Source organism: Micromonospora sp. KC723 (assembly GCF_004348595.1).
GTDB lineage: Bacteria > Actinomycetota > Actinomycetes > Mycobacteriales > Micromonosporaceae > Micromonospora.
Map to the genome: position 1 here is coordinate 51969 of NZ_SMKD01000014.1, position 15528 is coordinate 67496.

The window sequence follows — 15528 nt, forward strand, 5'->3', positions numbered from 1 at the left end:
CCGACGACACCGTTCGCCCTCGCTGGCCGTGGCTACGCCGCAGCGCCCTGCGCGCGGCGACCAGCACAGACGACGACAAGTGAAAGGCAGCGTCATGATCCATACCACGCGCGAGACATTGAAACGCGGGGCACTGGCCGCCGCCGCGATGCTGTTCATGTCGGTGGCGGTGGCGGTGGCGGTGGCAGCTGGCGGCGCCGCCGCGGAGAGCACGCCCAGCGGCGATGCCGTCTCAGCAGAACAGGTGGGGGGCCTGGGGAGTCTGGTCGCGGACTACAAGACCCGCTCCGCGAGCAGGTACACCGGCGACTCCTGGGCGCCCTTCGCCAAGGCGTTGAAAACCGCAACCGATGTCGCCGCCGACGCATCGGCGACCGCGCCGGAAATCGCCGCCGCGAAGACGGCGCTCATGAGCGCCGCCGGCGAGCTGGAGGCGGCCGACGAGGGCACCTTCCAGACCATCACGAACAACACCTTCTGGAACGACACCAGCGGCAACCCCATCTATTCGCAAGGCGGGGGCGTCTTCAAGTTCGGCGACACCTACTACTGGTACGGCGTGCACTACCTGGGCGCTGAGAGCTACCGGGCCAACCCGACCAGGAAGTACGACAACCAGGTCTCGTTCGTCTCGATCCCCGTGTACTCCTCAAGGGACTTGGTGAACTGGAAGTTCGAGAACCGGGTCGCGACGCGCTCGACCCCGATCAACAACGGCGCCACCCTTGGTCAGGCAGGATGGGTCGGGCGGCTTGGGGTCTCGTACAACGAGAACACCGGCAAGTACGTGCTGGCCACCCAGGCCTATGTCGGAGGCGGGCACGGGGTCCTGTTCCTGCAGGGCGACTCGCCCACCGACACCTTCGACTACGCCTACTTCCAGACCCAGGTCGTCAACTCGCCGACGACGGGCACCGGGGACCAGACCGTGTTCACCGACGAGGACGGCAAGGACTATCTGATCTTCTCCAACCGAGAAGGACGTTCTCGCGCCTTTGTCAGCAAGTTCAGGGAGTCCGACTCGCTGCGGATCGAGCCGGGAGCGGAGATCGGTCGCAACTCCTCCGGACGCGAGGGCAACGCCATGTTCAAGCTCGACGGCAAGTACTACCACGCGGCGTCGGACCTGCACGGCTGGAACACTTCAGTCAACTACGTGATGGAGTCGAGCAGCGTCCAGAGCGGTTACTCGGGTGAGTACGTTCTCGCCGGCACTGAGATGGACTACAGCCACGTGACCCAGACCGGGTTCTTCGTGACGGTCAAGGGCACCAAGCAGACGACGGTGATCTACGCCGGTGACCGGTGGGCGGACTTCGCGTGGAACGGGATCGGCTACAACCAGTGGGTGCCGATCACCAGGACCGGCTCGCGGCCGCAGTTCCACTCGGTGAGCCAGTGGCAGTTCAACGCCACGACCGGGGAGTGGCGGGTCGGTCCGGCCAACAACTACATCCTGAACCCGAACTTCCAGGCCGACCGGGTTGTTGTGTCGCAGGTGCGGGGGTGGACCAACACCGGCGGGGGCGTGACCAACGTCAGCCCTGGCGCGAACGGCAGCCGCTTCGCGCTGCAGCTCGGCTCCGGATCGGCCGGCGTCCGGCAACAAATCACCGTGCCGGCCGGCACCTACCGACTGTCCACGTACGCCAAGACCTCCGGCTCGGTGAGCGGCGCGCAGCTGTCGGTCACCGACGCGAGCGGCGCCACGCGTACGTTGAGCATCCCGTCGTCCAGCGGCTGGACCCGGCGCGACTCCGCGGAATTCCAGCTGGCCGCTGGCGCCGCCACCGTCACCATCCGCACCAGCAGCGGAACCCTCACCGTCGACGACCTCGCACTGGTCAGGACGTCCGGCGTTCCGACACCGGGGCAGCGGTACGAGGCGGAGACGGCGCCGGCGGTGTGCCAGGGCACGATCGACTCCAACCATGCCGGCTTCACCGGCACCGGATTCTGCAACGCCAGCGCCGCGATCGGCGCGTACGCGCAATTCACGGCCACCGCGGCGGCGGCCGGCACCGCGACGCTCGGGGTCCGGTTCGCCAACGGTGCCAGCGGGCTGCGGACGGCGAACCTGATCATCAACGGTTCGACCGTAGCGACGGTCTCGTTCGAGACCACCGGAGGGTGGACGACATGGGCTACCAAGACGCTGACCGCCTCGCTCAACGCCGGCAGCAACACCATCCAGCTGAGTCCAACCGTTGCCGACGGACTGCCCAACATCGACCACCTCCACGTGGGCGCCGCCTGACCTGCTGTCCGCAGGCACGGTGACCTGACCACCGCCAACGAAACCCGACCTATCCACTGGTAAGGCCGGAGCGTCCGCGGCACCGCTGGATCCGGGCAAGCGGCGCCGCGGACGCTCCGGCGACTCTGACAGCCGTATCACGGGATCCGCCCTGCCGCCCCCGCATCGCAGGAGGCGATGAGGTGCACCCTTCTCGGCAAACGCTCACCCGCCGCGCCGGAGCCAGGGCCATCGTCCTCACCGCGCGGCTGCCCTGGTCGTCGTGCCGGTTCGGTCGCGTCCGGGCCCCGCGCGCGTTCTGCGCGCGGGCCCAAGCTCACGAAGCAGTGCGCAGGACGCGGTCGTCTCCGGTGGTACCGGTACTGTCCTCGTGGCACGGGGCGCCGGTGATCAATTCCTTACCGGTCGCGGCCAGTTTTACGTCGCGGTCGATGTGGTTGATGGCGATGATGTAACTGGCGGAGTCGCCTGCCCGGTGGACCAGCTCCACGTCGTCCGGCACGCCGTCACGGGGGACCAGCCCGGCCTCGGCCAGCACGGCGTCGTGGTCGCGGCCGTTCAGGCGGGTGGATACATACCAGGCGGTGCCCGCGCACAGACGATGGTGATGTCCGGCACGACCCTGGTGCCGACCAGCTCGTCCTGATTAGACGGGTCTGTGCCCAGGCGCACGACGTCGCGCCACATCCGGGCGCTGGTGCCGCAGTGGGGAAGCATCGTGGAGTGAGACTTCTCCGCGCCGAAGCGGGACGCCCGCCATCGGAAGAAGGGGGCGAAGTCGGCGCCGCGGGCGATGTGGGCAAAGCTGTTGCGGCGCATCTCACCGGGTTCCTTAGCGATGTTGCGGGGCTGCCAGTTGACCGCGCCGGTCGAGTGTTCCATGAGCAGCCTCGGCCGGCCCCGGGCCACGGACCGGGTGAGGTCGGCGCCATGGCGAGCTCGATGTGGTTGTCGGACCGCTCGGCCTGCAGGTAGTGGTCGTTGGAGATGACGTCCACCTCGGCCGTCCATCGCCAGTACTCCATCCACTTGCAGTTGGGCACCATGAAGTTGGTCGTCACAGGTACGCCCGGTGCGATCCGGTGCAGCACGTCGCGCTCGGCGCGGAAGCACGCCAGGAACTCGTCGGAGAAGAACCGAAGGAAGTCGAGCTGCTGGGTCGGGTTGACGCCAGGCGGCGCGAGGCGGGGCGGGTCGATCTCGGTCCAGTCGCCGTACCGCTGGCCCCAGAAGGTGGTGCCCCACGCGGTGTTGAGCGCGTCGAGCGCGCGCGCAGCCAGTGGCGGAAGGCGGTTGCCGAGGTCTCGCAGTAGCAGGACGAGGTGGCTCAGCCGTACTCATTGTGCGCGTGCCACAAGACCAGTGCCGGGTGGTCGCCGCACGTCCTCGCGCCACACCGGCTCGGGCCACTGCTCGGGGTTGTGGTCCCGCCATACCCGATCTTCCCGAGGCGGGGCAGCGCCCGCGTGCCGCCGTTCGTAGGCCTCCAGGTTCTGCGCGCCCACAGAGATGCCCGTCATCATGACACAACACTCAACGCTTACGGGACCGACAGGTGTGCGTATTGACACACGCGCGAGGTGAGGCGAACATTGTGAACGCTCACAAAATATTTCCGCCGGGTTAACGGAGGAGAGCTCCATGCTCGATAGAGACATCAGCCGGCGCCGCTTCCTCACCGGTTCGGCGCTCGTCGCGGGCGGCGCCTTCGGTGTGCCGCTGCTCGGCGCGTGTGACGCGAGTTCGGGTGGTGATTCGTCCGGTGACGGCAAGACCGTGACGCTCACCGTCATGTACAAGAACAACGAGCTGACCAAGGAGCACATCGCCGATTTCGAGGCGAAGCACCCCGGTATCAAGATCAGCTTCATTGAGTACGACGAGACGCGGCTCAACGCGATGCTGGCTTCCAACGAGCCGCCGGACTTCGTCCGCGCGCCGGCGGTGGGCAGCGCCGCCAGCAACGCCCAGGGCTTGACCACCGCGCTCGACCCGTACCTGGACAAGAGCACGGTGCTGAAGAAGGACAACCTGATGGCGGTCAACGAGAGCTTCCGCTGGGACGGCACGCGCACCGGCCAGGGTCCGTACTACGGCATCACCAAGGACTGGAGCCAGGACGCGACGCTCTGGTACAACCGGGCGCTGTTCGAGCAGGCCAAGATCCCGCCGCTGAGCACCACCGAGCCCATCTCGTACGACGAACTGCTGGAGATCGCCAAGAAGCTGACCAAGAAGAGCGGCGGCAAGACCCAGGTGTACGGCCTCGGCGTGGAGTGGGCGTGGGGACTGTCCTCACCGATCTTCATGATGATCCTTCAGCAAGGTGGGCAGGTCTACAACGCCGACCTGACCGAGACCGACATGACCACGCCGGAGGCCAGGCGGGCCATCCAGTGGTACGTCGACTTCGGGCAGGCGGGCGTCGGGCCGACCACCCTCGACCCGGCCCCGGACGGCGCCGACCTGTCGCTGTTCTTGGCCAAGCGGATGGCGATCACCCAGGACGGCTACTGGTACGGCGGCAACTTCGTCAAGGAGTCCGAGGAAATCAAGAACAGCGTGGCGATGGCGCCGGCGCCGGTGATGGGCGACAAGCGGATCAGCCCAACGTACGTCGGTTGGGGGGCCATGATCCCGGCCAAGGCCAGGCACAAGGACGAGGCCTGGAAGCTCATGGAGTACTTCATGGCCGGGCCACCGTCGGAGGAGCGGGCCGGGAGTGGGTGGGGCTTGCCGGGCCTGAAGTCGCAACTGTCGCTGTTGCCGCAGGATCTGCCGTATCAGAAGCAGGCCTACCAGACCACGCAGGCCGAACTGCCGCACGTCGCGCAACTGCCGGACTCGCCATACATAACGGGGGGCGGCTGGTTGCCCGTGCTCGACAAGCACATCACCCGCGCGATCAAGAAGGAGATCACCGTCGACGCCGCCGGCAAGGCGATCACCGACGAGATCAACAAACTGCTCAAGCAGGGCAAGGATCAGATCGGATAGTGGTCGCCATGGAAGCGGAAAGGGCGGGACGCGGGCGGCGGCGCTGGTCGCGGTATCCCAGCCGGACCTTCTACCTGTTCGTCTCGCCCTGGGTCCTCGGTTTCGCGTTGCTCACCGCGTTGCCGCTCGGGTACGCGCTGCTGGTCAGCTTCACCAACTTCAACGGCCGCAACAGCCGGTGGCGTTGGGTCGGCCTGCGCAACTACACCGAGCTGGTACGCGACGCGGACGTCATCGCCAGCCTGGTCCGCACGCTGGCGTACACGGCGATCACGGTGCCGTTGATGGTGGGCGGCGGGCTGGGCCTGGCCGTGCTGCTCAACCGGCGGCTGAAGGCCGTCGGTCTGTTCCGGACGATCTTCTTCCTGCCCTCGGTGGTGCCGGTGGTGGCCATGGCGATCATGTGGAAGCTCATCTTCAACCGGGACGCCGGCATCCTCAACGCGATACTCGAGAGGGTCAGCGTGGGACCGACCGCCTGGTTGGTCGATCCGAACGCGTTCTACGCGCTGATCATCCTCACCCTGTGGGGACTGGGCGGTGGCATGGTCATCATGCTCGCCGCTCTCCAGGGTGTGCCGGCCGAGCTGGAGGAGGCGGCGGTCGTCGACGGCGCCAGCCGCTGGCACGTGTTTCGCCACGTAACCGTGCCGATGATCTCGCCGGTCATCTTCTTCCAGGTGGTCACCGGCATCATCGCGTCCTTCCAGATCGTCATCCAGCCGCTGCTGCTCGCCGAGTCCAACCAGGTCGGCTCGGTGGCCCTGGTGCCGCAGAGCACCCACCTGTACATGGTGCAGGTCTACGAGGAGTTCTTTAACAACAACCGGTACGGCTACGGCTCCGCCATGCTTTGGGTGTTCTTCGTGGTCATCCTGGCCATCACCCTCGTGGTGCTGCGGTCCAGCCGGCTGTGGGTGCACTACCAGGTCGACAGCGAGGGCGAACGATGACGATTGTCCGTGACCCCGCACGCCCGGCGATCAAACCGGCCTCGCCGGCACCGGCGCGGCGACCCCGGCGCAGGGCCAACGCGGTGGGTACCTACCTTTTGCTGATGACGCTGGCGGTGCTGTTCGCCGGACCGTTCGCCTGGCTGGTGCTCGCCGCGTTGAAGACCAAGACGGAGTGGGTCACGATCCCGGCGAAGATCCTGCCGGAAGATCCGCAATGGGGAAACTTCACACAGGCGCTCACCGAAATAAACTTTACGGCGTACCTCGGGAACTCGCTCTTCCTGTCGTTTCTGTACGCGGTGCTGGTGACCTTCTCCAGCGCGGCCGTCGGCTTCGGTTTCGCACGGCTACGCGGGCGGGGCAAGCGTCCTCTGTTCATGGTGCTGCTCTCCACCATGATGTTGCCGCAGATCCTCACGCTGATTCCCACCTATGTGCTGTTCGCGCGGGTCGGGCTGGTCAACACGTACTGGCCGTGGGTGCTGTGGGGCCTCGCCGCTTCGCCGTACCTCGTGTTCCTGTTCCGCCAGTTCTTCGCCGCCATCCCCGCGGAGCTGGAGGACGCGGCGGTCATCGACGGCTGCGGATACGGCCGGATTTTCCTGCAGATCTTCCTGCCACTGTCCCGGCCCGTGCTGGTGACCTCGTTCCTGCTTTCGTTCACCTGGATCTGGGGCGACTACATCGCCCCCGCCCTCTTCCTCGACCCCGACCACACCACGCTGTCCGTGGCCATCTCGGCGTTCTACCGCGACCCGCACGGCAACCCCGACACCACGCTGCAAGCGGCCGCCGCCACGCTCTACGTGGTACCCGTTCTGGTCATCTTCCTGTTCGCGCAGCGCTACTTCATCCGCGGCGTCCTCAGCTCCGGTGTGAAGGGATAACTCACGACGCACCGACACCGTTGACGTCTTCGTCGCCCGGGTCGACCACGTCCCAGCCGCGTCCAAGGACGCCGCTTCGTGGTGACGTCAGGCGGACCGTTGACGTCGTTCGGGCAGGTGGAGAGCGTGATCGGCATTCCGGCACTCAGCAAGCGCGCTGACGTCTGTCGATTGACAAGTAGCTGTCTGACGGTGACACTATTGATATATATGAATGGGAGCGCTCGCGGCACGTTCTCATCAGGGCACCAGAACGAGGGCCACACTGTCCTGAGCGGCCGACCACGGACGCAGCTGCCCGCCGAACGCTTGGGCCGTTTCCGTGCCGGTGCTGGCGTGTCCTGATCCGCTGCGAGCGGTAGCCGGTGGGGCGGGGCCGGTTGAGGTACCCAATGGATCCCACGAAGGAGTCATCGTGTCGATGCAACGCGCGGCCTTCGTCAAGGACGCGGACGTCGGGATCGACGACGTTCGGTTTCATCGGCGGCGGAACGCCGGCCACCCCCAATACCCACCCGCACAGCCCGTGATGGGCTTCGCCATCACCTGACTCTGGAGATCATCATGTTTCCACGCAGACAACGCGTCGCGTTGCTGTCCGCCGGCGCGGTGATAGCGGTGGCGGGCGCAGGGGTGCTCACCGCCGCGGCGGCTTCCGCGGCGGCGACCCGCTACGAGGCTGAAACCGCACCCTCCACATGTGACGGTGTCATCGAGTCCAACCACACCGGCTACTCCGGCATTGGATTCTGCAACGCCAACAACGCGGTCGGGGCGGTGGCGCAGTTCACGGTGACCGCGTCCGTCGCCGGGGAGGCCACCGTAGCGGTGCGGTACGCCAACGGCGCGACCAGCAACCGTCCGGCGGACGTGCTGGTCAACGGCGCGGTCGCGCAGTCGGGTGCCGCGTTCAACGGCACCGGCGCGTGGACGACCTGGGCCACCACGACGCTGACCGTATCGGTGAACGCCGGCAGCAACACGATCCGGCTCAGCCCGACCACGGCCAATGGCCTTGCCAACATCGACTACGTCGACTTCGAGGTGGGTGGCTCGCCACCCACGTCGCCACCGCCCAGTTCGCCGCCGCCCGGATCGGGCAAGCAGATGGAGGACCTGAACCGCGGCCTGATCAGCGTGCGGTCGGGCAGCGGCAACCTAGTCTCCTGGCGGCTGCTGGGCACCGAGGCCGCGAACACGGGCTTCAACGTGTACCGCGGTTCGACGAAGGTGAACTCGTCGCCGATCACCAACTCCACCAACTACTTGGACTCCGGCGCCGCGGCCGACGCGTCGTACACGGTCCGCGCGGTCGTCAACGGGGTCGAGCAGGCGGCGTCGGAGGCCTCGCTGCGGTTCGCCGGCGGCAACTACCTGGACGTGCCGATCTCCCGGCCGGGCAGCAACTACACCGCCGGCGACGCCAGCGTCGGTGACGCGGACGGCGACGGCCAGTACGAGATCTTCCTCAAGTGGGACCCCTCAGATCAGAAGGACCCTGCCCAGGACGGGGTCACCAGCAACGTCTACATCGACGCCTACCGGCTCAACGGCACCCGGCTGTGGCGCATCGACATGGGCCGTAACATCCGGGCCGGCGCCCACTACACCCAGTTCCAGGTCTATGACTACGACGGCGACGGCCGGGCTGAGATGGCGGTCAAGACCGCCGACGGGACCCGCTCCGGCACCGGACAGGTGATCGGCGACGCCAACGCCCTGCACCGCAACTCGACCGGGCACGTCAACGCCGGACCGGAGTTCTTGACGATGTTCGACGGGCTTACCGGTGCGGTGCGCTCGACGGTGAACTACGAACCGGCCCGGGGCAACATCGCCGACTGGGGCGACACCAAGGGCAACCGCGGTAACCGGTTCCTGGCCGGGACCGCCTACCTCGACGGTCAGCGTCCCACTCTCATCATGAGCCGCGGCTACTACGAAAAGACCGCGATCGCGGCCTACGACTTCCGCAACGGTCAACTGTCACTGCGGTGGAAGTTCGACTCCCGCACGGCCGGTAGTCAGTGGACCGGCCGGGGGGCGCACTCGCTGTCCATCGCCGACGTCGACGGTAACGGTACCGACGAGATCATCTTCGGCGGTATGACCATCAACGCCAACGGCACCGGCCGCTACACCACCAGCTTCTACGGTCACGGCGACGCGCTGCACGTCGGCGACCTCGTCCCCAGCCGGCCTGGCCAGGAGATCTGGATGATCCACGAGTCGAGCTCCAGCCCGGCGGCGACGTTACGGGACGCCAACAACGGCTCGGTCATCTTGCAGAGGAACAACTCCTGCGGCTGCGAGGGCCCGGCCCGTGGTGTGGCCGGTGACATCTACGCCGGTAACGCCGGCGCCGAATTCTGGGGCACCGGCACCGGACTGGGCAACCTGCTCAACGCCTCGGGCACCAACGTGGGTCGCAACCCGAGCAGCTACAACTTCCTTGCCTGGTGGGACGGCGACCCGATCCGGGAACTGCTCAACGGCAACTACGTCGACAAGTACGGCACCGGCGGCGACACCCGCCTCATGACCGGCTCCGGCGCCCACTCCGTCAACGGCAGCAAATCCACTCCGTCGCTGTCGGGTGACCTGTTCGGCGACTGGCGCGAAGAGATCATCCTGCCGCGTGACGACAACAACGCCCTGCGCATCTACTCCACCCCCATCCAGACCGACCGGCGCATCTACACACTCTTGCACGACGCCCAGTACCGCGTCGCGGTCGCCTGGCAGAACACCACCTACAACCAGCCGCCGCACCCGAGCTTCTTCCTCGGCAACGGCATGACCACCCCGCCGCAACCGAACATCCACGTCCGCTGACTCCGTTGGGGCCGCGCCGGCCCAGCGGCCGGCGCGCCCCAACGGGCACCCCTGGGCCGTGTTTCGTAGAGCGTTGATGTTGCGGCGTGGCGGTGATCGGTAACTGAAGAGGTCTCCGGTAGTTGGTTCAGCGGCCAAGCTGGAACTTCACACCGGAGACCTCGTGCCGAGCGTGGCGGCCGCGAGGCGACACGGCCTCACCGATGGGCGGTGGGTGGTCCTTGAGTCGTTGCCGCTGGCCGGAGCGGGTCGTGATCGGCCGCGCAGATGGACATTGAGAGCACTCATCGACGGGATTCGGTGGCGGGTGCGGACCGGCTCACCGTGGCGGGATGCCGTCGGTGTATCCGCGGTGGCAAACCTCGTATCGATGGTTTCGCCGGGGCAGCGTGACGGCGTCTGGGCCCGGTTCCTGGCCTTGTTGCCGGCTCGGTCGGACACGGTCGGGTTGAATGGGGTGGACGCTGAGCGTGGACTCGACCATCAGCCGTGCCGATCAGCACGCTGCCGGAGCCCGCTGTGACGCGAGGTGCAGAAGGAGCTGTCCGGTGGTGTGCAGGCCGGGCCGGTGAGCTGGCGTCGTCTGTTGACAACTAGCTGTCCGGCGGTAACATTTATCGATACATATCGATGTGAGCGTTCACAGCAATGGGCGAACTAACTCTGGCAAGGGCCGCGCTGGCCGGGGCCGACCGCGGACCGAGCCGCCCGACGGTCAAGGAGGCATGTGATCACGCCGCGTTGACAGGCGTGAAGCGATCGCGTTGCGGCAATCCCACTACGCCAAGCCGGTCTAGCGGGTGACAGCCAAATCCCGCCCCGCAATCCGGCCGCGTTCTCACGCGCACCGAACCGCGACGAGTAGCACAAAGACCCCAGCCGATCGCGGCTGGACGGTCTGCGACCACCTCAGAGATAGCGCCAGGCCGTCGGCCTGCCGGACGTGGCGTGCCCGATCCGCTACGCCGGCACCTGGGCGGCCGTACCGCCGAACTGTCTAACCCCACGAAGGAGTCATTGTGCAGATGCAACGACGGACGTTTCTGAAGGCGGGTGCCGCGGGTGCGGTGGCCGTGGGAGGCGCGGCCCTGCTTGGTGGCTGGCAGGCGCACGCCGCACCGGTTGGTGCCCTGGACACCGCGCCGACCACGCCGTTCAGGGTAGGCGTGCGCCGGTACAACTGGACGCGGGGTAGCCGTCCGTGTACCACGTATGTCTACTATCCGGCGACCGGCACCCCGGGTGGGAACCCCGTCGCCGACGCCCCCGTCGCCGCGGGCGTGTTTCCGGTCTACAACTTTACCCACGGCTATGGCAGCAGTCCGCAGAACTCGCTGTTCATCATCCGGGCGTTGGCCGCGGCCGGGTTCATCGTGCCGGCCCCGCACTTCCAGCACAACTTCAGTGATGTCAACAACGGCAACACCTCCAAGGATGTCTCGGAGATCCTGACCCGGACCCTGGCCCTCAACGGCAGTGGGCCGCTTGCCGGGCACATCAACACCAGCATCGGTGTGGGCGTGTCGGGACACTCGCTGGGCGGCATGACCACGCACGGTCTGCTGACCTCCTGGCCGGACAGCCGGATTATCTCGGCCAACCCACAGTCCTGTGTCGACATGGGAAACCCAGCCAGCTCGGTCAAAGCCAAGGTGTTGTTCGTTCACGGCGATCGGGACTCGACCACGCAGTACTCGTCGGCGCGGCAGGCTTACACGGAGATGCCCGCACCGAAAGCGTTTCTGACCTTCGTCGGCGGCAGCCACACCAGCTTTTGGAGTGACAGCCGCTTCCCGGCCACGGTCGTGGACTGGGCACGCTGGAGCATGTACGGCGACACCGCCGCCCGCGACCGCCTCCCCTCCGACGCAGCCGGCCCCAACACCAGATGGGAAGCCAACCTCGGCACGCCGCCGGGGCAGCGGTACGAGGCGGAAAACCCGCCGGCGGTGTGCCAGGGCACGATCGACTCCAACCACACCGGCTTTTCCGGCAGCGGATTTTGCAACGGCAGCGCGGCGGCGGGCGCTTACTCCGAACTCACGGTGAACGCGGTGGCGGCCGGCACGGCAACGCTCGGAGTCCGCTTCGCCAACGGCACCAGCAGCGCGCGCCCGGCGAGCCTGGTCGTCAACGGATCCACGGTGGCGACGGTTTCCTTCGAGAGCACGGGCACGTGGAGCACATGGTCCACCAAGACCTTGACTGCCTCGCTGAACGCTGGCAGCAACACCGTCCGGCTGGTTTCCACGACGGCGGCCGGACTACCGAATGTCGACTTCATCGACGTCCGGTAGCCCGCTCCCCACGCGAACAACCGCGAGGTTTGCCGGCAACAGCCGTCGGCGCTCACCAGCAAGCATTGATGAGATAGGTCAACGTCATGCCATTCACCTGTACCAAGGACTTTGCGCCAGCTCGCCCTCGTTCCCGCCGCCGCGTTCTGGTTGGCATTCTGAGCGCACTGGCCGTGTTGCCGGTCGTCGTCGTAGCCAGCGCATCACCGGCCAGCGCGGACACCAGCCAGTTCCGGGGCGTGAACTGGGCCGTGCCCGGCGACAACTTCAAGAAGGTTCCCCTCGTCCTCGACGGGCTGAACCAATCGGACAGCTACGCGACCGTACGAGCCAAGGCGGACGCCGTCTACAGCGGGTTCGCGAGCCAACTCGGCGTCAACACCGTCCGGTTGCCGGTCAACACCCACACCGTCAGCTCGTCGTGGTGGAACGCCTACCGGGGCACCATCGACGCCGCGACCGCCAGAGGGTTCAAGGTCATTCTCGCCTACTGGGAGGACGGAGCGGCGGCCGGCGGCCGGATCACCAACACGGCGGCGTTCAACTCGATGTGGAACACCGTGACTACCCAGTACGGCTCCAACAGCCTGGTCTACTTCGAGCCGATGAACGAACCCCACGGCTACAGCGCCTCCGAGTGGACGAACCTCGCCGCATCGTGGATCAACGCTCGCCCGTCGATCCCGAGGGGCCGGATCCTCGTCGGCGGCACCGGCTACAGCCAGGACATCAGGCCGGTCTGTGCCGACAGCCGGCTCAACGGGACGCTGCTGTCCTACCACCACTACGCGTTTTTCTACGGCACGAAGGACTACGCCGGCTGGGTCCAGAGCTTCCGGGAACGGCTGGGCAACTGCGCCTCGCGTGCGATCCTGACCGAGTTCGGTGCGCCGATGGATACCGGCCTGAACTACAACAACGCGAGCAGCACCGACAACTTCGTCCGGTACCTGCGCGCGGACACCGACTCCCTGCGCGACCTGCGCATGGGCTCAATCTACTGGCCCGCGCTGGGCGGCAAGATCACCGCCGGACAGAACTACGACTGGTACTCCATGTTCGCGCTCAACGGCAGCGGCACCAACCTGAGCGTGAGCATCCGCAACTCCACCGGCGCCGACCGCCTCAGGCACGGCTGGGGCTCCGACCGGCCGACGACGCCTCGGTACGAGGCGGAGACCTCCCCGGCAGTGTGTACGGGCTCCATCGACTCGAACTGGTCGGGATACTCGGGGACCGGGTTCTGTAACGGTGATAACACGACGGGGGCGTTCGCTCAGTTCACGATCGACGCGGCGAGCGCGGGTACGGCAACGTTAGGGATCCGATTCGCCAATGGCACGACCGGAGCGCGGCCGGCGGACCTGGTGGTGAACGGGTCGATGGCACAAGCCGTGTCGTTCGAGAGCACGGGGGGTTGGACCGGCTGGACCACGAAGACGGTGGTGGTGCCGGTGCGGGCGGGGAGCAACACGATCCGGCTGAATCCGACCACAGCCAATGGCCTGCCGAACCTCGACTACCTGGAACTGACGTAAAGCGGCGGGTCGCTGGCCGCCAATGGCTCGACCGCCTTCGGGTTCCGTGGCATGGACGACTTGGGCTACCAAGACGCTGACCGTCTCGCTGAACGGCGGCAGCAACACCATCCGGTTGGATCCCACCGCGTCATCCGGGCGACCCAATGTGGATTACCTCCACGTCGGCGCCGCCTGACGTCCTGTCGCAGTCACGGTTGCCTGACCACCGCCTGCGAAACCCGACCCGACCCCTGGAAAGGACGGCGCGTCCGCGGCCCCCGTTGAATCCGGCCAGCGGTGCCGCGGACGCGCTGGCGACATTGACAGCCGGAGCACGGGATCGGCCCTGCCGCCCGTGTCGCGGAAACCGTGGCCACGCCGTCGGCGTACGTCAACAGCGGCAAGGTCGCGAACGTGGCCACGCCGACGTAGCCGACGAACGCCAGCGGAGCTGGCTGAACAACTGCCAGCAGTGGCAGCTACAACGCCTGAGGGAGGAGTTATCGATGCGTAGACGTACTTTCCTCGCGGTACCCGCGCTGGGCGCGGCGGCAAGCCTGCTGGACGTATCCGCAGCGTCGGCGTCACCGGCGGTGACGTACAGCAACCCGCTGATCGCGCGTCGGGCCGACCCGCACATCTTCCGGCACACCGACGGCTATTACTACTTCACCGCGACGGCGCCGGAGTACGACCGGATCATCCTGCGCCGGGCGACGACGCTGCAGGGACTGGCCAGCGCGAGCGAGTCGGTGATCTGGCGCAAGAACGCCAGCGGTGACATGGGTGCGCACATCTGGGCGCCGGAGATTCACCTGATCAACGGCAAGTGGTACATCTACTTCGCCGCGGGCCGCAGCAACGACATCTGGCGGATCCGGATGTGGGTGCTGGAGAACAGCAGCGCCGACCCGTTCACCGGTACGTGGGTCGAGAAGGGGCGCATCGTCACCCACCTGGACACGTTCTCGCTGGACGCGACCACCTTCTCGCACAACGGCACCCGCTACCTGTCCTGGGCCCAGCAGGACCCGGCGATCAGCGGCAACAGCAACCTGTACCTGGCGCCGATGAGCAACCCGTGGACGATCTCCGGCACTCCGGTACGGCTCAGCGTGCCGACCCTGTCGTGGGAGACGGTCGGGTACAAGGTGAACGAAGGCCCGTCGGTGCTCATCCGCAACGGCAAGGTGTTCCTGACCTACTCGGCCAGCGCCACGGACAGCAACTACTGCCTGGGGATGCTGACCGCGTCGGCGTCCAGCAACCTGATGAACCCGGCGTCATGGAGCAAGAAGCAGCAGCCGGTGTTCAGGACCAACGCCGCGACCAGCCAGTACGGCCCGGGCCATAACTCGTTCACGGTCTCCGAGGACGGGCAGAGCGACATTCTGGTCTACCACGACCGCAGCTACAGGGACATCAGCGGCGACCCGCTGAACGACCCGAACCGGCGGACCCGGATCCAGAAGCTGTATTGGAACGCCGACGGCACACCGAACTTCGGCACCCCGGTGCCGGACGGGGCGACGCCGTACCGGTTCAGGTCGTACAACTTCCCGGACCGGTTCATCCGGCACGTCTCGTTCCGCGGGCGAATCGACGCGGATATGACGAACCTGGCCGAGTCGCAGTTCCGCATGGCCACCGGGCTAGTGCCCCGTCATGCAGCCTTGAACGGGTAATCCGGATGGCGGATCTTGGATCCGGTGGCGAATCTGGTTTTCGGTCTGGCGTGCTGGTTGCGCCAGCGGATGTAGTCGCCGATGGCGGCGTCCT

Annotated in this window: 11 protein-coding genes and 2 pseudogenes; 10 read left to right on the forward strand and 3 right to left on the reverse strand. The window is 66.8% G+C overall.

Annotation, left to right across the window (positions count from 1 at the left end):
• Positions 1-94 precede the first annotated feature (94 nt).
• Positions 95-2257 carry a carbohydrate-binding protein gene (locus E1165_RS05855; RefSeq protein ID WP_207916633.1) on the forward strand — a complete coding sequence of 721 codons (2163 nt, stop codon included), beginning with the start codon at positions 95-97 and terminating at the stop codon, positions 2255-2257.
• Positions 2258-2573: 316 nt separating this feature from the next.
• Here the strand turns inward: E1165_RS05855 and E1165_RS05860 are convergent, their stop codons facing one another.
• Together E1165_RS05860 and E1165_RS30640 are read right to left on the reverse strand one after the other, a co-directional pair.
• Positions 2574-2795 (reverse strand): Beta-galactosidase C-terminal domain, encoded by a 222-nt coding sequence (locus E1165_RS05860; protein WP_165945153.1) that lies wholly within the window; start codon positions 2793-2795, stop codon positions 2574-2576.
• A 20-nt stretch (positions 2796-2815) separates the two neighbouring features.
• Positions 2816-3588: pseudogene (locus E1165_RS30640) on the reverse strand (beta-galactosidase).
• A 310-nt stretch (positions 3589-3898) separates the two neighbouring features.
• Between E1165_RS30640 and E1165_RS05870 the strand changes: the two are divergent.
• The 9 genes from E1165_RS05870 to E1165_RS05905 all read left to right on the forward strand — a co-directional run bounded on the left by E1165_RS05870 (position 3899) and on the right by E1165_RS05905 (position 15434).
• Positions 3899-5254, forward strand: a complete 1356-nt coding sequence (locus E1165_RS05870; RefSeq protein ID WP_132388480.1) for a sugar ABC transporter substrate-binding protein — start codon at positions 3899-3901, stop codon at positions 5252-5254.
• A gap of 8 nt (positions 5255-5262) precedes the next feature.
• A complete protein-coding gene (locus tag E1165_RS05875; RefSeq protein ID WP_132388482.1) occupies positions 5263-6207 on the forward strand; it encodes a carbohydrate ABC transporter permease in 945 nt (314 codons plus the stop codon).
• Positions 6208-6311: 104 nt separating this feature from the next.
• A complete protein-coding gene (locus tag E1165_RS05880; protein ID WP_207916641.1) occupies positions 6312-7097 on the forward strand; it encodes a carbohydrate ABC transporter permease in 786 nt (261 codons plus the stop codon).
• A gap of 415 nt (positions 7098-7512) precedes the next feature.
• Entirely contained in the window at positions 7513-7647 is a 135-nt protein-coding gene (locus tag E1165_RS30335; RefSeq protein ID WP_256370640.1) for a hypothetical protein, read from the forward strand.
• A 14-nt stretch (positions 7648-7661) separates the two neighbouring features.
• Positions 7662-9932 carry a carbohydrate-binding protein gene (locus E1165_RS05885; RefSeq protein WP_132388486.1) on the forward strand — a complete coding sequence of 757 codons (2271 nt, stop codon included), beginning with the start codon at positions 7662-7664 and terminating at the stop codon, positions 9930-9932.
• Positions 9933-10104: 172 nt separating this feature from the next.
• Positions 10105-10455: a transposase gene (locus E1165_RS30645; protein WP_371687305.1), complete on the forward strand. Its 351-nt coding sequence runs from the start codon at positions 10105-10107 to the stop codon at positions 10453-10455.
• A 502-nt stretch (positions 10456-10957) separates the two neighbouring features.
• Entirely contained in the window at positions 10958-12229 is a 1272-nt protein-coding gene (locus E1165_RS05895) for a carbohydrate-binding protein (protein WP_243704604.1), read from the forward strand.
• Between the two features lie 86 nt (positions 12230-12315).
• The gene (locus tag E1165_RS05900) at positions 12316-13767 is read left to right on the forward strand and encodes a cellulase family glycosylhydrolase (RefSeq protein ID WP_132388488.1); all 1452 of its coding nucleotides are present in this window, start codon (positions 12316-12318) and stop codon (positions 13765-13767) included.
• 488 nt (positions 13768-14255) lie between these two features.
• Positions 14256-15434 (forward strand): family 43 glycosylhydrolase, encoded by a 1179-nt coding sequence (locus tag E1165_RS05905; protein WP_132388490.1) that lies wholly within the window; start codon positions 14256-14258, stop codon positions 15432-15434.
• Here E1165_RS05905 and E1165_RS30650 read toward each other — a convergent pair.
• Positions 15413-15528 (reverse strand): annotated as a pseudogene (locus tag E1165_RS30650) (transposase); the annotation flags it as partial. The gene E1165_RS05905 and the pseudogene E1165_RS30650 sit on opposite strands and share 22 nt — an antisense overlap.